Source organism: Metabacillus arenae (genome assembly GCF_014773385.1).
Taxonomy (GTDB): Bacteria; Bacillota; Bacilli; order Bacillales; family Bacillaceae; genus Metabacillus_D; species Metabacillus_D arenae.
This window is the reverse complement of record NZ_JACXAI010000019.1, coordinates 85139-102928: the sequence shown is the minus strand read 5'-3', so window position 1 is coordinate 102928 and position 17790 is coordinate 85139. Positions and strand designations below refer to the sequence as shown.

The 17790-nt window shown below is 35.5% G+C and carries 12 protein-coding genes and 1 tRNA gene; 2 read left to right on the top strand and 11 right to left on the bottom strand.

Features of this window, described 5'->3' with window-relative positions; genetic code table 11:
• Positions 1–5: 5 nt before the first annotated feature.
• From IC621_RS15120 to IC621_RS15100, 5 genes are all read right to left on the bottom strand, one after another.
• The gene (locus IC621_RS15120) at positions 6–1787 is read right to left on the bottom strand and encodes a solute:sodium symporter family transporter (protein WP_191159151.1); all 1782 of its coding nucleotides are present in this window, start codon (positions 1785–1787) and stop codon (positions 6–8) included.
• Positions 1788–1808: 21 nt separating this feature from the next.
• Positions 1809–2480, bottom strand: coding sequence for a DUF4867 family protein (locus tag IC621_RS15115; protein ID WP_191159150.1), 672 nt, complete (start codon positions 2478–2480; stop codon positions 1809–1811).
• A 58-nt stretch (positions 2481–2538) separates the two neighbouring features.
• Positions 2539–3219, bottom strand: coding sequence for a transaldolase family protein (locus tag IC621_RS15110; protein ID WP_191159149.1), 681 nt, complete (start codon positions 3217–3219; stop codon positions 2539–2541).
• 473 nt (positions 3220–3692) lie between these two features.
• Positions 3693–5228 (bottom strand): gluconokinase, encoded by a 1536-nt coding sequence (gntK, locus tag IC621_RS15105; protein WP_191159148.1) that lies wholly within the window; start codon positions 5226–5228, stop codon positions 3693–3695.
• An 81-nt stretch (positions 5229–5309) separates the two neighbouring features.
• Complete coding sequence (locus IC621_RS15100; protein ID WP_191159147.1) at positions 5310–6653, bottom strand: GntP family permease; 1344 nt, start codon at positions 6651–6653, stop codon at positions 5310–5312.
• 723 nt (positions 6654–7376) lie between these two features.
• Here IC621_RS15100 and IC621_RS15095 point away from each other — a divergent pair.
• Complete coding sequence (locus IC621_RS15095; RefSeq protein ID WP_191159146.1) at positions 7377–8231, top strand: MurR/RpiR family transcriptional regulator; 855 nt, start codon at positions 7377–7379, stop codon at positions 8229–8231.
• 184 nt (positions 8232–8415) lie between these two features.
• Positions 8416–8487, top strand: a tRNA-Ala gene (locus tag IC621_RS15090).
• Between the two features lie 607 nt (positions 8488–9094).
• Here the strand turns inward: IC621_RS15090 and istB are convergent.
• From istB to IC621_RS15065, 6 genes are all read right to left on the bottom strand, one after another.
• Positions 9095–9916: an IS21-like element IS643 family helper ATPase IstB gene (gene istB, locus IC621_RS15085; protein ID WP_191159180.1), complete on the bottom strand. Its 822-nt coding sequence runs from the start codon at positions 9914–9916 to the stop codon at positions 9095–9097.
• Positions 9916–11460: an IS21 family transposase gene (gene istA / locus IC621_RS15080; protein ID WP_191159179.1), complete on the bottom strand. Its 1545-nt coding sequence runs from the start codon at positions 11458–11460 to the stop codon at positions 9916–9918. Before istA ends, istB begins: the two co-directional genes overlap by 1 nt.
• Before the next feature lie 184 nt (positions 11461–11644).
• A complete protein-coding gene (locus IC621_RS27360; RefSeq protein ID WP_449809731.1) occupies positions 11645–12016 on the bottom strand; it encodes a hypothetical protein in 372 nt (123 codons plus the stop codon).
• 640 nt (positions 12017–12656) lie between these two features.
• Entirely contained in the window at positions 12657–13457 is an 801-nt protein-coding gene (locus IC621_RS15075) for an adenine nucleotide alpha hydrolase family protein (RefSeq protein ID WP_224752559.1), read from the bottom strand.
• A 12-nt stretch (positions 13458–13469) separates the two neighbouring features.
• On the bottom strand, positions 13470–16901 hold the full coding sequence (locus tag IC621_RS15070; protein WP_191159145.1) for a hypothetical protein: 3432 nt from the start codon (positions 16899–16901) through the stop codon (positions 13470–13472).
• Complete coding sequence (locus IC621_RS15065; protein ID WP_191159144.1) at positions 16898–17776, bottom strand: DUF4007 family protein; 879 nt, start codon at positions 17774–17776, stop codon at positions 16898–16900. The genes IC621_RS15070 and IC621_RS15065 overlap by 4 nt, the downstream gene beginning before the upstream one ends.
• Positions 17777–17790: the final 14 nt, after the last annotated feature.

The following is a 17790-nucleotide window of genomic DNA, read 5'->3' as shown; positions in this document are numbered from 1 at the left end:
GTCCATCACGCTGTATATTTCGATTGATCTGCCTTAGCAGGTGTAATTTGTTTTTTCACGTAGTTCCTATATTTTTCATTCCATTTCTTCACAGAAATATAAGCTAATATGGCTGTTACGGCTGCCAAACCAAGCAGTGCCGGCCAGAAATAAGGAGATACGATGGCTTCACTATAAGCTAAACCTATCGGTGAGAAAACAATATAGAAACTAAACATTAACCCGATTAAAATGATGGAAACACATAATGCATATTTCCATGGCTGCATATCTACTTTTGGCTTTGGAGTAAAACTCCACCCTTCTTTTGCAGGGATAATTTTTCCAATAATTAACATCATTGCTACTTCAGTAAAGAATAGAATCGCATAAATATGAATAAAGTTAATTTCTACCTTGAATCCAAATAAATGGTTCGTGCCCCATACCAGCATATAATAAACAATGACATGGAAGACAATGGCAATTTTTGCTGCTATCGGTGGAACTCTCTTAGCAAATATCCCAATTAAAACAACAGCAATGACTGGAATGTTAAAGAATCCTGTAAAACGACGGATTAATTCCCATAAGCCATCTGGTGCATACATTAATAACGGGGATACACAGAAACTTATTATCGCTAATGCTGCTCCAAACCATTTACTTAATCTGAGCAGTTTTTCGTCAGAAATATGCGGTTTTAATGGCTGGACAACATCTAAGGCAAACATGGTTGCCGCAGAGTTAATCAAGGCATTGAATGTACTAAATACAGCTCCAAGAAGGACAAGTAAGAAAAAGCCTTGTAAATACCAAGGTAATATATTGGCGACCAAAGTAGGAAAAGCTAGATCGACTGGATTTAGATCTCCTCCATACAAATGGAAAGCAATAATACCAGGGATCATCATAAAGACCGGAACTAATAATTTAAAAAATCCAGTATACAAAACACCTTTTTGGCCTTCCGCGAGATTAGCAGCTCCAAGAGTACGTTGAATCGCATATTGGTTCGTACCCCAATAAAACAGGTTTGCCCAAATCATTCCGGTAAAAATTGTAGCAAATGGTACTGCATCTGTACTTGAGCCAACAGCATTTAATTTCTCAGGGCTTCTTGTTGAAATTGTTTTAAACCCCTCAAAAATGCTTCCATCCCCTAACTGGAATAAAGCGATAGCTGGAATCAGTGTACACACTACCAATAAACCGACTCCAATAAAGGTATCAGAAACAGCAATCGCTTTCATTCCTCCGAATATCGCAAAGACTCCGCCGATAATACCAATTATCCATACCATTAACCAAATGGATTGTGTGGAGGAAATACCAAACAAACCAGGCACATCAAACAATTGCATGACGGCTAATGCACCAGAATATAAGGTTGAAGGAATTGTAACCAGCACATAACCCAGCATAAATAACAGGACAGCCAGTCTTCTAACCCCTTCATCGAAACGGTCCCTTAAAAATTGAGGCAAAGTTGTAAAAGCGCCTCCTAAATAGCGTGGCAATAAGATTAATGTCATAATAACGATCGCTAATATTGCTGTAACTTCCCATGCCATATTGGTCATATTCGCACTATACGATTGCCCATTTAAACCAACCATTTGTTCAGCAGATAAGTTCGTTAATATTAATGCCCCCGCAATAAAACCACCTGATAAACCCCGGCCTGCTAAAAAGTAGCCTTCTGTTGTTGAATTTGACCCTTTAGTCTTCTTGTATGTCCATATTCCCATTACTACCATAAAAAATATACATGAAAGTAATGTAAATACTATATTTTGATCGCCCATCTATAAAAACCTCCCTGCCTGCTAATAGTAAACTTCTATATTTTCTCCTTTAATGCCTGGATAAGCCCCTTTATTAATAAGAACATCACGTTCAGGATGGGCTATTAACCATTTATTTCTCATAAACAACAGTCGATCTTCAGGAGTGTATTTTTTAAACTCCTCTTCAAGAGGTTGGTTTGTTCCTTCAGGTAAAATAACAATTGTCTTAAACCCAATTTCTTCCACCTTACATGGTGCAAAATGAAGGGTTGTTCCATATAGTTCTAAAACTGTGCCCGCAGGAATGAAGAAAGCGGATACATCATTGGCATTATAACAGCAATTTTCGATATCTTGTACTCTGCCTAATAATAGGACCAGGTCAGTAATCGCAATATTAATCTCGCTGCCCTTATGGTATTCCAGGCCATTTAATGTAGAATTTCTGCCATTGCAATAACCAATTTGAACTGGCATGTTTCCATAGAAGCTAGTTTGAATTTCCCCTTTAAATTTTGTACTTTCCAATTGAGAATCAGATGCTACATAACGATTTCCTTCTTGAGGAATATCTGTTTTTTCCATTTGTGTTTTTAACTCTTCAACGTCATAGTTTTCAATAATTTTCCCGAATTCTTGAAAATGACGATCAGATATATGGTGAAAATTCAAATGTAGGTTTTTCTTTTTTATTAATTCATATGATACCAAGGATGATTTCTCCTTTTTTATAAAGGGCTCTTTACACAAAGAGCCCATTTATTATCGTTTATTTGACTAGTGATTCCTCTTTTGCTGTGTTATCCCAAGCATTTCTAAACACATTTAATCCAAAATCTGTAAATGCATGAGCGAAACTATTTTTATACACATCGAATCCACATGTAACGATATTTGCTCCTGCTTTAGCAGCATCAACAATTTGTTTTCCGTTTCTTAATGCTGCAACGATAATCTCTGTTTCATAGCCATATGTTTTATAAATACTAGCAATATCTTGAATATATTGAGCCGTATCTTCTCCATTGTTCTCTTTCCAACCAACGAAAGGAGAAACAAAAGAAGCTCCAATTCTAGCTGTTTGAATGGCCTGTGCTGGTGAAAATACTAGGGTTACGTTTGTCTGAATTCCTTCTTTATTCAATTCCTTTGCAGCGATTAAACCTGGTTCTGTACAAGGGATTTTTATCACAAAATTGCTTGCAAGAGCAGCAATTTTTTTCCCTTCAGCCACCATCTCTTTTGCATCATCCAGATGAGGATTGATTTCAACAGAAATTGGGAAGTTTTCAACACCTCTAAATTCACCAGCCAATTCATCTACAACCGTTAAGAAAGGTTTGCCGCTATTCATAATGTGCTTAGGATTTGTAGTCAACCCATCAATTGCCCAATTTTCATATGCGTAACGAATTTCATTCAGAATGGCACTATCTAAAAAATATTTCATGATCATCCATCTCCTTTTAACTTATTATTATGTTTCTTGTTTCATTGTAACATAGTAACCTTTTATTAAAAGTAACTACCTTTATGAATATAATATGAAAACGACTACAAAATTTCAAGTCTTTTTTTAAAAATATTTGCTAGGAAGTTAGATTACTAATGAACAAAATTAGCTGTGGTGCAGGAAAAAGAGTTAGGAAAAAAATTTTATATTCACTTTAAATGATGCTTCTGTAGCCTTTAATTTAATTGCTTCTCCTACAACATTTGCAAATGGAACGAACCGCGAAACACTCATAGATAGGAACCAACAAGTGAAATAATCCAAGTCCTGCAAATACATTTAAATATGACAATTATCAATGGTTTGAATTCATATTTTTAAAGAAAAAACATCTATTCTTAACCAAAGATGACCACAAAAAAAGACCTCCATTCAAAATGGAAGGGTCTTTAGTGTGAAAATTCCTGCTTTCACTTATGGTCCTCCTGAAATTGAGCAATGGCTTCATATTCCTGCTCATACAGCCTGCCCAGACGGATATAAATTGGCATTAATTCCTGATAGACTTTGGATACTTCCTTATTTGGCAGGTGAGAAATGGTCGAGCCGACCATTTTTTCTACTTCTTCTAATGAAGAGATTTCTCCAAGTGAATATAATCCAAGAACACATGCCCCTAAGCAAGAGCTTTCTACACTTTCAGGCAAAACAACCTCTTGATTAAACACATCAGCAAGCATTTGCCGCCACACTTCTGAACGGGCAAACCCTCCGGTTGCGTGAACCTTACGCGGGACGCCGATTAATTCCTCTAAAGCAAGGAGAACACTATAGAGGTTTAAGTTAATCCCTTCTAATACAGCGCGTATCATATGTTCTCTTTTATGATGCATGCCGAGACCAAAAAACGACCCGCGGGCATTTGCATCCCAAAGCGGCGCACGTTCACCTGTTAAATAGGGATGAAAAATAAGGCCTTCTGCCCCCGGCTTTACTTTTGAAGTAATTTCGGTAATGATATCGTACGCATTCCCGCCGTTTTCCTTTGCTGCTCTGACTTCCTCCGCGCACAATTCATCACGAAGCCAGCGTAAAATCATCCCGCCATTGTTCACTGGTCCGCCAATCACCCAATGATCCTCTGTTAGTGAATAGCAAAAAATTCTTCCCTTCGGATCTGTAACCGGCTTGTCTGTAACAGACCGAATTGCACCACTCGTTCCAATCGTTAACGCGACAACTCCTTGTTGAATCGCTCCTACCCCAAGGTTGGACAACACCCCGTCACTAGCGCCAATAATAATGGCGGTCTCAGTTGTCAGGCCAATCTCTTTTGCCGTTTCATGCTTCAATTTCGGCATCACATAAGTAGTCGAAACCGGTTTTGAAAGCTGATCCTTCGATACACCTGCAATCTCTAAAGCTTCTTCATCCCATTCCAATGAAGTAAGATTGAACATTCCTGTGGCAGAGGCAATCGAATAATCGATCACATACTCTCCGAACAAGTGGAAGAAAACGTATTCCTTAATCGAAATAAACTTAGCCGCTTTTTCAAAAGTATCAGGATATTCATTTTTTAACCAAATCAATTTTGACAATGGAGCCATCGGATGAATGGGCGTTCCCGTTCTTCTATATATGTTGTGTCCGTTCCATTCCTCTTTCAGTTTCTTCGTCCATTTTTCACTTCTTTGGTCAGCCCAGGTAATACTTTTTGTTAACGGTTCCCCTTGCTCATCTACCGCAATGACGCTGTGCATCGCAGAGCTAAAGGAAGCAAGGAGAATTTCATCTGAACGAACTCCTGCCTTTGTTACCGTTTCTTTCATCGTTTTTTTCACGGCGATAAGAATTTCATCTGGATCCTGCTCAGCAGTACCTGGCTCTGGTGTATGTAGAGGGTATTCAATGTGATGCTGACTCACAACATCACCTGTTTTTGTAAACAGCACAGCCTTCGTGCTTGTAGTTCCAATATCAATCCCCAGCATATAGCTTGACATAGGTGTCCTCCTAATGGTGAATCTTATTTATAAATAGAAGAAACGCTTTTTAAAAGCGCTCCCTTCTAACCCTATTTTATCTTATCCAATAAAGAATCCAAGTACAAATGCTACGATAAATCCTACTAGTCCGATCAAGGTCTCCATAACCGTCCACGATTTAAGGGTATCCTTAACATCTAATCCGAAATAACGGTTCACAAGCCAGAAGCCGGAATCATTGACATGGGATAGAACGGTTGCTCCTGATGCAATCGAAATAACAAGCAACCCTAACACAGGGCCCTCTAATTCAAGCATCGAAATAAGCGGAGCCATTAAGCCGGCAGCGGTTACCATGGAGACAGTCGCAGAGCCTTGAGCTACACGAACAACCGCTGCAATTAGGAAGGCCAAAGCAATTGGCGGCAATGGCGAGCCTGCCATCATTTCACCTAATACTTCTCCGACACCTGAATCAATTAGGACTTGCTTGAATACTCCCCCGGCACCTGTCACTAAAATGATAATTCCCGCAGGCTCAAGTGATTTCGTCGCAATATCCTGTACTTCCTGCTTTGAATAGCCTCTCTTTTTCCCTAAAAAGAAAAATGTCAGCAAGGTTGCAATCGTTAACGCAACAAATGGATGTCCGATAAAGGTAAAGACAGATCGCATAAAGCTCTCTTCAGGCAAGACCATATCTGAAAGCGTATTCGCTAAAATCAACACTAAAGGAACTAAAATAATCGAAGCGATTAAGCCGAAGCCTGGTAATTCCTTATCATATTCCTGCTCTTTAAATTCCATATAATCAGGTACAGCTGCATGAATTTTCTTCGCAATATATTTCCCGAATAAAGGACCTGCAATGATCATAGCAGGGATACCTGCAATAGCACCGAACAAAATAACCCAGCCTAATTCAGCTCCAATTAAATCAGCGACAGCAATTGGACCTGGCGTTGGCGGGATAAAGCTGTGAGTAACCGCAAGACCCGCAAGCAGCGGAATACCATAATAAAGGACAGAACGCCCTGTTTTCTTCGCCAAACCATAAACGATCGGAACTAAAATAATGAATCCTACATCAAAGAATACAGGAATCGCTACTAAAAACCCTGTAATACCAAGCGCCCATTGTGAACGGTCTTCTCCAAATCGATTAATCAATGTTTGGGCTAACCGTTCCGCACCGCCTGAAACTTCAAGCATTTTACCGAACATCGCACCAAGACCAACGACAACAGCGACAAACCCGAGAGTTCCCCCCATCCCGCTTTCAATCGAGCTAATGACTTCTCCGAGCGGCATACCTGCAGCAATCCCTACAAGCAAGCTGACAAGCAATAAAGCGACAAATGCATGGAGCTTAGAACGAATAACTAAAAATAATAAGACAAAAATTCCCGCTAATGCTACTAATATTAGAGTCATATCAGACATTTTCATTCATCTCCTTTACATTTTTCATTTGGCAAACCTGTACCAGCTTTTTTGAAAATGTATATGTTCCTAACGAGTGAAAATGCATCACCCGTGGCAAGTCAAGAACCCGTGCTGCAGTCCATTGCTGATTCAACCTGACGGAGACCTCATTTCTTTTATTCCTACCAGTCTCCCAACCTTTTAAATCATTCTGAATCATTCAAGGCTCTTGCAACTTCCTCATCCTATTAAACTGGGTCCGAATCAAGATCCATTGCAAACAAAGTAATTGTTTACATTAAAGCTAATTGAACCACCTTTACACTCTCAATCATTGTGCATGCAAGCCTAAGAAAAAAATTTCTTTCTCGATAATCTTTTTTGATCACCATATGTAATTTTTATAGTTAGCATTCCATTAAAACGATTTAGGTTGCTTCAACTTTTAGTATCATCAGTTTACTATCGTTTTAATGGCCCTATGTTCCTACTTTTTTTTGAAACTATACTGCTAGATTCAAATGTAAACCTATCCCGATCATATTGCTGGTTTTAAAGATAGTTCCACTTCCCTAATTCAATACCATCAGAAGACCTCCTAAGAAAAAAATATTTTTCATCTAGGTCTTATTATACAAAATAATTTTCTTTTATTGCAATCGTTTTCAAAAAAATATTTTCTTTTCCTTCATTTTCTTATAGAATATTAACTAACATCTGAACAGCAAAGGGGGACTTTCAATGTTAAACACACAAGAAAATTGCTTGGTACGGATTCGTTCCTTTTATCCGAAATTTAGTGACAAGGAACGAAAAATTGCCGATTATATATTAAAAAATCCAAAAAAAATCATTCACAGTACGATCAATCAAGTCGCAGAGGACTTAAACATCGCCGACTCGACTGTTTTTCGCTTTTGCAAGCGGATTGGCTTTAACGGCTATCAGTCCTTAAAAATCGCTTTGGCTTCTGAAGTAGTCGAGCCCATTCAGGATATTCACGAACGAATCGGATCAGAAGACACAGAACGAACCGTCACGGAAAAAATCTTCCGCTCAAACATGAAAACGCTCGAGGATACAATAAAGATGGTTGACGAAAGTGCAATAAAGAAGGCTGTATCCGCCATTTTAGGCGCAAGAAGAGTCGAATTCTTCGGAAGCGGCGGCTCAGCCATCGTCTCCTTCGACGCCTATCACAAATTCATTCGCACAGGAATAACCGCCTTTGCCCACCAGGACAGCCACATGCAGCTCATGTCCGCTTCACAATTAACCGAAGACGACGTGGCCATCCTCATCTCCCACACCGGAACCACAAAAGACATGATCGATATTTTAGAGGTCGTCCGCGAAAACGGTGTAAAAACAATTGGACTGACAAGCTTCGCCAAATCCCCACTAAGCCGAGGGGTTGACGTGGTACTCTATGCCGTCTCAGAAGAAACAGATTACCGATCAGAAGCATTATCCTCGCGCATTGCCCAGTTAAGTATGATTGATGCCTTGTATGTGAATGTGATGGTGGCAAAGAAAGAAGAAGGAAAAAAAGCATTGCAGAAAGTAAGGAAGGCGATTGCTGCGAAGAGGATATGAAGATGCAGACCTGAAAGTGGTCTGCTTTTTCGTTTATCTGGGAAAAATATTTTTAAAAAAAGGGATTGTCAGATGGTGATGCAGAAGGTATAATTTTGTTCAGACGCTAATAAATACGGGGCATTAGCTCAGTTGGGGGAGCGTTGCTAATTGTAGGAATTAATTACCTCAATTTTTATTATTCGGGGTTGTAGCTCAGGGGGAGAGCATTTGCCTGGCAGGCAAAGGGTCGTGGGTTCGATTCCCATCAACTCCACTTAAACAAATGTACAATTTGAGCCAAAAAACCTTCTTGGAGGACTCTGTACAGAGTCCTCCAAGAAGGTTTTTTAATGTAATTAAATGGTAAAGAAAGACTACTTACCAAAGAAACCCTTTGAAAGCTTGACACAAAACTCACACCAGAATTATATAAATCAAATTAATGAATGAATGATTGGCTCCATATTATTTTAAACGGGTAAAAAACTATAAATTTTTTTGCTTTTATTTTAAGTCACTTTTGGGATATATCAGTTGTTTATCAAGTTCGTAATCTACATCCAGTTGATCATTTCCTTTAGACTATTTTTTGTAGTATTAAGCTTCTGAAGAATAAACTTGCGGTTATCTTGAAAGACTAATTCTCTTTACTTTACTTGTAAATGATTACAACTTTAAGTAGAAGGAAGTACCTCTTACATTCTTCTAATATTAAAAATTCCTTCAAATATCTTTCTGTCCTCTAACGTCGAGGATGTGAAAAACAGTTTTTATCATCTATTGATACTATTACTCTATATGATACAGACTATGACCATCTGATAATCTCTGAAATATTTAGAAAAGACTTTATCTACAAATCCCATAATAAAAAACTGTCATTATCTAAAAAGGTTTTGTTCATCGTCTGTAACAGGCTTTTGTAATCCGCTTAGATCGATCACATTATTTTTTCCCATTCTCTTCCGGTTTTTCATCCGATGACTTTCCTCATCTTCTCCACCATGTATGACTTCCACACGATGAAGTAAACGATCCAAAATAGCTGTCGTAATGCCTTGATCCCCAATTAAATTACCCCATTCATCTGGACTTTTATTTGAGGTAAGAATGATCGAACTTCGTTCGTATAAATGGTTAATCAAATGAAAGAATAAGTTCGCTTCTCTCTGATCCATTGCCATATACATCAAATCATCGATAATCACAAGGTCAGCACTTCTAATTCGTTTGAGTTGTACCTTTGATTTGTTCAGATATTCTTCTGTCTTTAAGAGCTGTACAAGCTCACCCATTGTAGCGAAGTAGACATTGAACCCGCTGTAAACGGCTTCGAGCCCCAGTCCAATTGCGATGTATGTTTTTCCAATGCCAGGTGGACCTAGTAGAATTAAGTTGTACTGCTGTTCCAGCCAACTTAATTCTCTGAGTTGTGCTAGTTGCCGGGCTGTCAGAACGTTTTGACCTTTCAATTCAAACTCATCTAATGACTTTACGAAAGGAAAGCGTGCCCATTTCATTCTTTTTTCAAGGCTTTTTGCTTCACGTTTTGTTAGTTCATATCGCGTAATAGACTCTAAGAATTCTAAGTAGGTCCATGAAGCTTTTTCAGCTTCGCGAAGAAGCTGTGGGAGCTCCTCCGCAGTTTCTGATAGACGTAACTGACGAAATTGATCCTGCAATTCATTCACAGTCTTGTTCATCATGCCCGACCTCCTAAAATGCTAGTATATGCATTCAGAGAACGGGTAGAGGTTTTGATGTTAGAATGTTTTGCTGGATTGGTATAAAGGGATTCTACCTCTTTTACCGGCTCATGATGCGTTGTATAAATGTGATGTGTAACATCACGAAAATCGTTAGCACTATACAGCCTTTCTGTCATACACTTGGTCATCACCTTATCAATAAACGCTGGATACTGTTGAATTACCCGGTAAATGATCGCGAACTGGTCTCTACGATACCTTGGGTATCTTTGACTGATCTCATCAAAATAAGCAGATGCCTGTTTCTGATTTTCAAAAAAAGAGATCAGGCGTTGTTTAAATTCTTCAACCCCTTTTGAGCGATCACGGGTATGATTGCGATTTTGAATGAGCTTTCCTTTTTCTAAGCAGATGCTATGCTCGGCAATGATTTCACCTTCTGCTTGCTTTCGAATCACGAGAGTCTGTTGTTCGTCACCTTTAACTTCAATCAAAACAAGATTCTCAGAATTTGTTTGATAAGTCCCAAGTGGGACGGAATAACGGTTTGACTTATAACGGATCGTGTTGTCCTTGCTTACACTTCTTGTTATACTTTGGTTATTGGTACTTTCATATGAAAGTAACGAAGAGACTGGCTGTAAGTGTTGCTTTTCGAGGAGAAACACTTCTGCTGGTCTTTTTTTCGTTGTTTGATGAACCTGATGGTTCCCGGTCCGCTGGAGCCACTGTAATGCTCGGTCATTCCAATCCTCTATGTCATTGAAGACTCGACTGTCTGCGAAGTTGCCTTTTATGTACTTCACTACATTTTCAATCATACCCTTAGATTCCGGATCAGCTCTTCTGCATAAGTGAACTTTGAACTTAGGTTCATTAACATAACTATGAAACTCAGATGTTAAAAGTAGCTGTCCTGCATTCTCGCTCACCGTAATTAAGTGATCCTGATCATATACGATTTCTTCTGTGCGTCCTCCGTAGAATTGAAATGCATTTTCATGACACCGGATCGCATCTCTTGTAGTAAAAGGACGTGTCTGCCACTCCATGTATTTCTGCCTTGAGTGAGAGAGTACAAACGCAATGAAGTACAGTTTGATCTCTTTATTGTCAGTAGTCTTCTGTTTTGTTTCACCCCAGTCTACCTGAAGTTGTTTCCCCATTGGTTGTTCAGGAACTGCTTCATATTGACGAACAATTACCTTCTTCTCAATCTGATAGATTTCCCTGACTTCTTTAACATAAGATCTCACAGTACTTCCACCGACCACTAGGTCGGGGTATCTCTCCAGAAGCCAATCATGAATTTGTGCACCACTCAGGTGAGGGTACTCATCTAACCAGGCAAGTATCCAGTCTTTGTAGCTGTCTAATTTCTTTTTCCTCCCAAGTGGCTGTTCAGTATAAGCTTTTGCTTCATCAAAACTCATATCTAAATATTTATAGACAGTTGGTCTTGAGATCTTAAGCTCCTTAGCGATTTGTGCTACTTTAAACTTCCGTTTATGTAAATCCTGAATCTTTACATATAACACTAATTTCTCCTCCAAAATCCTAACCTCCAGCAAAATAACGTCACAAACTATTCTACTAGAGTATTAGGCTGATAGAGCAAAAGTGTAAAATCTAATCAAGCGAAAACTGTCAACTTTATTCTAGCGTTTACATCTTCTTAACACGATTTGGGTTCCCAGTTACATAACTGTTACCAATAATGATTTAGATAAAGCATTCTCCTTGAATTAAATAGCATTTTTTTGCATTAAAAATAGATTGACCAGTTTCCGTGTTAATAAAATTCTCTGTAAAATATGGGTTATAGTATACTTTGCTTACATTGGATATAATATTATTAACTTCACAGCGTACGAAATCACCTTCAACATAAGCATGTATACGTTTTTGTTTTTCCCTGAGGACTCTTTCTCTACCCTTTGCGCTAACCTTAAATTCTACACTAGATAAAAGAATTGAATTACAATGTATTATTAATCGTTTAGATTTTTTATCTATTATCGAAAACATATTTTTTCGGATATTCCGATAAACTTGTACTCGTTGTCCAAATCTCAAACTTTTAAAGTTTCCCACTGTATAATCACCAATATTTAATTAATTTATATAGATTATCATTTCCATTTAAATTCTTCCTTATACAAAATTTATGCCAATAGTTTTTATTCAGTTTTTAAAGAGATTTTTACAGTATCCTTTCTACGATTTCTTAATTCATACACTCCCAATTCTAGTTTTCAAAATCAATAATACCAAAGGATGGAGGAAAAATGTTTCATAGAGCGTTTGGCCTCAAATTAAAGTATTAGATGCAATTTCATCGCCTTTCGAGACTGCCCATTCAATCAAAAATGACTGTCAACCAGATAATGCTTTCGTTCAAAATCTCCACTGTATTGTAGGATATCATGACAAATACCTTATTTATCAGCTTTAAAAGATTCATAACTTTTACACTAGTATTCATTGGCAGGCAGTAATAAAATGCTATCCTCTTCAAATAGTTTTTCCTGGATTGTTCTAATAATCAGGTAAAATAGTGATCAATATTATCTAGTATTCTTTTGTTCACATTAGTTTAACAGTTACACAAGGTTAAAACTAATTAATAATTCAAGATTATTTCCATTGTATATAGACAAAAAAATAGACAAGTCTGAAGTCCAAACATTGTCTAAAAGCAGCCTTGTTAGTTAATAGTTATATTAATATTATTTTAAGAAAAAGTACAAACACAAGGAACGGTTTCATCTTTAATATTAACAAAGTTACTCACGCCATCTCTATCCAATTGTTCCCTGTACTCTTTCAAAGTAAATGGTCTACCGTCTTTTTTGAGAATAGAGACGTTTTTTTCAAAATGTTTACGAAAGTTTTCTTCCATTTCTTCTTGCTCTTTATAACGGCCTGGCCATACTTTGTATAAAAGCGCATAGTGGCCAAAACCTCCTCGTACACAACGCCCTCCACAGTTAGCATGAGAGAAACCTAGTTCATACATTCTTGGGAGCTTAATTCCCCAACCATTTTGAATAATGGTCTTAGCATCAATATCTTCTCTAAACGTTTCAATCATTGGAAACCTCGTTTCAATTGGCTCGAGAGGATAATGTTTATAAAATTCTCTTAAATTATCGGATCGATGAGTTTCATGAGGACCAATTCCAAAATAAAGAATTGGCTCAAGGTTATGTTTATCTCTTAATTCTTCAAGAAATACAACAGTCTGATAGACTTTAAGTTCTTCCGAACATTTAGCTAATCTAGAATTACCTAGAAATCGATAGTCATAAAATACTTCCTCTGGAGTTCTTCCATCTATTCTTTCTGTTATCTCAATTCCGATATAGTCTGCAACTTCGTCCATAAATCTATAGTTATCATCATCTTCCCATAATGTATTGGTGAAAAACAATATACAGTGTTCTTTTCCATGTGCTTGGACCATTTTATATGCTACATATGCACTAGCAGCTCCACCACTGAACATGGCCACATGGACGGTCTTTCTTTCCATATTATCTCTCCTCTAATCAACAAATTCCTTTACTAAATGATAGATCATATACTCAACCTCTTCTTTAGAAACGTTTCTTCCCGCGTTTTTTATCATACGATGAATATTCTTATAAATGGTTTGGGTTTTGGTTGATAGATCTACTTTAGTAATTGCTTTGTCATCCCCATTTATACTTATTGTTAGATAGTCTCTTTGAGTTAATTCATTTTGATTAGAATTATATTCCTTTAGAATTAATTGTTCAAACATCTGTTCCGTAGTATCTGACCAGTCTTCTATTCTTACACCAACAATAGTTAAAATAATGGACTCGATCCAATCTTCCTCAGAGGCATTAAGAATACCATTAACTAAAGAATTATTCTTTTTGATTATAGAATTTTTTACATTCGCCCATTTGTTTAATTCCTTGAAACATTTACACCCTATTAGGTTAAGTAAACGATTTTTTAATGATCTTTTATAATTATTAAGATGGCTTTCAAGGCTCTCTTTATGTCTAATAAATAATGATAAATCTGAAGCATACTTGTCATATAATCTATCAATAGAAGATTTAGGATCTATTTCACTTCTCTTTACTATACTTCTGAATTCTTTAAGATTAGAATCTATGTTGTTTGTAACTTGAGTGAATCTTGGTAATTGCCTTAACCAGTTTAATATTCCATTACTTAAAAGAATTGGACTTGAATTTTTTTGTACCGAATCTGAAACATAATCACCAAAAACATCACTGATAGTTTGAAACAATGGTTTGTATTTTTCATCAAAATTATAGTATACAAATTTATACTCTGAATCTTCTTCAACCATTTGATATAATTTCTCACCAGTAATCTCAGGAACATACATTTTATTTCGATAGAACATTAATTGATCCCATTTATCTCTTAATAAACTTATAAGGATTATTGGAATAAGTGGAGACCTTAATCCATAAGGTTCACTTTTTAGGATATTTGTTAAGCTACTTAGATTTCCATAACTGTTTATCTCGAGTTCCTGAATTAAGTCTTTTCGAATACTTCTAAATTCATCTGAAATTATTTGTTTAAGATTTCTAAGAGATAGTTGGTTATTCTTGAAGATTGTAGCGTAAATGAGATAGTCTGGACCATTTCCTTCAATAGAAAATTCCTCATTATTATAGTCCTTGATAATGCTATCTACTACTTTATATCCCGCTTTTTGTTGAACAGAGTTTATTTTTCTTCTTACAAATGAATCGTTTCTTATCTCTGGCGTTAAAGGGTATTTCTTGAACATTAATTTTGAAAGTTCTTTCTCTAAGACAATGTCGTTCTTAATTTTGATCTCTTTACCTTCATGAATCCAAACCAATTCACTACTAAAACCACTATAACTCTTCATAAAATTAGTAAGCGAATGGAACAGATCTTCAGATTTTATTGTAATTTCACGTAATAAATCCTTATCCTTTCTAATGAAATCAGTATTTGACTTTAAGTTCGAAAGAATATAGTAATTGATTAGATCTTCCTTAATTTCATCTATTCCTTTATTAGACACACAATAGAAAGTATTTTGATCATTCTTTAATTTTAAGAGATTAATTACTTTTTCACGATCTTTAATATCTTCCAAAATGACATAGTTAACAATCGCATCCGAATTTTTCTCATTACGAATACGTAAGCTATCAAAACTTGAATCTAGTAATTCTGAACTTAAAGTGATCTGAACTGACGAAAATCTAGTCATACTTTTTTCATCATTATAATCATTAGCTAAAAAATATTTTTTACTTAATGTTTTTTCAAGTATTTTCTTTTTTTGTTCTACAGTAATACTAGTTGTTTCCTTAATGTTGTTGATTTCATGTTCTACATCAATTGAACTCCCTTCAAATAATTCCCAATCCCCCGTTATTCTGTTAAATCTTATTACTTTTAGCTTCACTAGTTCCTCAAGTAATTCTTCCACGTAATCTTTGCTCTCATTTAAAGCGAAACTGATGAAATCAATAGCAAGTTTCTGTTTTGAATGTAGATTGATAATGGACCACAATGAAATTAATTTAAATAATTTAAATAAATTTTCTTTTTCTGTCGGTATTTTAGGTAATAGTTTAATATAAATTTGTAAACTATTACATTCTATTCGTCCATCAAGCTCAATTTCAGGAAAGAAAAAGTCAAATAATTGATCAGGTAAATAGAATTTATTTGTATAATTTTCAATATGATGTATTAACCCACCTTGCTCATTACTTTGTAAGAATGTAAACAATGTTCGTTCGTTTTGACCGAATTGACTTGACATATATGGAAGCACAAACATGGTAACAGGATGTACAGGATAAGCACCCTTAATCACAAGTTTTTCTATTTCTACTTGGTTCAAATTAGCAAATAAAGGATACTTTCTCAATTCTTTCTTTAGGTTTGATTCAGTTACATTTGGAATCACCAATGGATAATCTAAACTCGAAAGTACAGCTTCTGTTAAGCGAATAAAAGTAGATCGGTCGCTGTCTATTTGGTAAAGATTAAACCTTTTCTCAATTCGTTGAAATTCATTTTGATATTCCTCACTTAGTTTAAAAAAATAGTGACGTAAATTCTTATGTGTAATAAATAATAAATGCAAATGGTTTTCGTAATGATCACTTAATTCTGCAAGATCCTGCAAATCTTGCATAGTCTCATGAATCAGATTGGTTTCAATACTTTGTAAGAAACGACCGAATTCATCATAAACTATTAATAGTCCTAAATTTCGTTTATCTAGTTCATCGATAATAAACATAATTTGCTCAATGAAATCTTCTTTATAATCTATAACAAATTCAGCGCCAGAAGATAATGATGGGAAAATACTTTTAAACCAGTTAATTTCCTCTTTCTCGAAATTAAGAACATTTACTTTCCATATTTCAATGTTCCGATCAGAATTTTTAAGTAGTTTAATAAATTCTTTATACGTCCTAGGGAACTCACCTTCCCACTTATCAACAATTTTAAGAATTTTATTAATGATGCCAGGTACTACAATGTCTAATTCATTTTCTTCAATCGTTCTCATAATTGCAGAAATAATAGATTTCCTAAAACTTCCTTCATTTCCATTTAAGATAACCGGAAGATATTTTTTTTCGTTTTTTTCAAATCGAGTTAATTGATCATATATTTCATCGTCTACTTTATTGAATTTCTTTTTTAGAAGCTCAAAAGTACTTTTGTTAACACTTTTTGCTGCCATACCACTAATTAATGTTCCTAAGAGGGACTTACCAGTTCCGTACGGTCCAATAATTATATGAGAATGTTTTCCACTATTTTCATTAAACCCTGATAATATATTTTGTAATGATTCAGCATGAGATGGAGTTGGTAAATATTCGCGAAAATATTTCTTTTTTCCTAAATCAAATTTAATATTTACACTAGATTTAAAATATCTTTTATTTTTATTCATACTAGTGTCTCAACCTTTCGCTTGTATTCAAACTCTAGAAACTCTAGAGAAGAAATTTCAGGAAGTCTGACTGTATCTAGGTTATTTGTTCTAGTAAATTTAATTGAGTATTTAGGTTGATTAGTAAATTTCTCTAAAGCATTCACTATCGTTGCTCTATTTAAATTGAATATTTTACCCCATAGCCCTTTTTTTGTTGCAATTTCTTCTACACTTACATTATCAATTCCTTGATCTTCCGCATATTTAATTAATGTATATAATAATGCTGTATCGCCAACATCATCTATTGAAGGTGAATTTTTAATAATGTTTCCCTTATTTTCTTTTAATAGATTTATCTTAGTTATAGGACTCTGGATATTCTCTTCAGGATCTAATATACTTTGACCAGCTGTATAAAGCTTAATTAAACAATCAACATCCCTGCTCAATGATCTTATAGAAATCTTTTTATCTTCATTAAATACAACCCAATCATTTAGTGACTTATTAAGATTTTCTTTTTTAATAGTTATTTCGTTAAGTTTATTAAAAAACCAATACCATGTTGTAGCTGGCTCTATTTCTTTTGCCAGGTTATAATGTATAATTGATGCTGTATCTCTAAACTGAATAAATTTATCATATTTATAAATGATGTTCCCAAGAGGAGTTATCAAATGTATTTTTTTTCTGTCATTATTAAACTTTTCCTCCACAACTCTAGTTGCAACAACCCAAAATCTTAATGATTGAACCATATTTTTTCCAAGTCCAATCTTTTCAAATGCTTCTTTATCATAAAAGAACCTTTCATCTTCAATTAAATGTTTTATTGCCTTATTTAGCCATCTATCTCTAAGGTAAAAACTTTGATGTTGTCCGTATGCCATAATTATCAGCCTTT

Excerpts from the sequence above, each read along its gene's own strand:
- IC621_RS15110 (WP_191159149.1), bottom strand. The coding sequence starts at position 3,219 with ATGAAATATTTTTTAGATAGTGCCATTCTGAATGAAATTCGTTACGCA.
- IC621_RS15075 (WP_224752559.1), bottom strand. The coding sequence starts at position 13,457 with ATGGAAAGAAAGACCGTCCATGTGGCCATGTTCAGTGGTGGAGCTGCT.
- IC621_RS15120 (WP_191159151.1), bottom strand. The coding sequence starts at position 1,787 with ATGGGCGATCAAAATATAGTATTTACATTACTTTCATGTATATTTTTT.
- gntK (WP_191159148.1), bottom strand. The coding sequence starts at position 5,228 with ATGTCAAGCTATATGCTGGGGATTGATATTGGAACTACAAGCACGAAG.
- istB (WP_191159180.1), bottom strand. The coding sequence starts at position 9,916 with ATGAACAAGACTGTGAATGAATTGCAGGATCAATTTCGTCAGTTACGT.
- IC621_RS15065 (WP_191159144.1), bottom strand. The coding sequence starts at position 17,776 with ATGGCATACGGACAACATCAAAGTTTTTACCTTAGAGATAGATGGCTA.
- IC621_RS15070 (WP_191159145.1), bottom strand. The coding sequence starts at position 16,901 with ATGAATAAAAATAAAAGATATTTTAAATCTAGTGTAAATATTAAATTT.
- IC621_RS15100 (WP_191159147.1), bottom strand. The coding sequence starts at position 6,653 with ATGTCTGATATGACTCTAATATTAGTAGCATTAGCGGGAATTTTTGTC.
- IC621_RS15095 (WP_191159146.1), top strand. The coding sequence starts at position 7,377 with ATGTTAAACACACAAGAAAATTGCTTGGTACGGATTCGTTCCTTTTAT.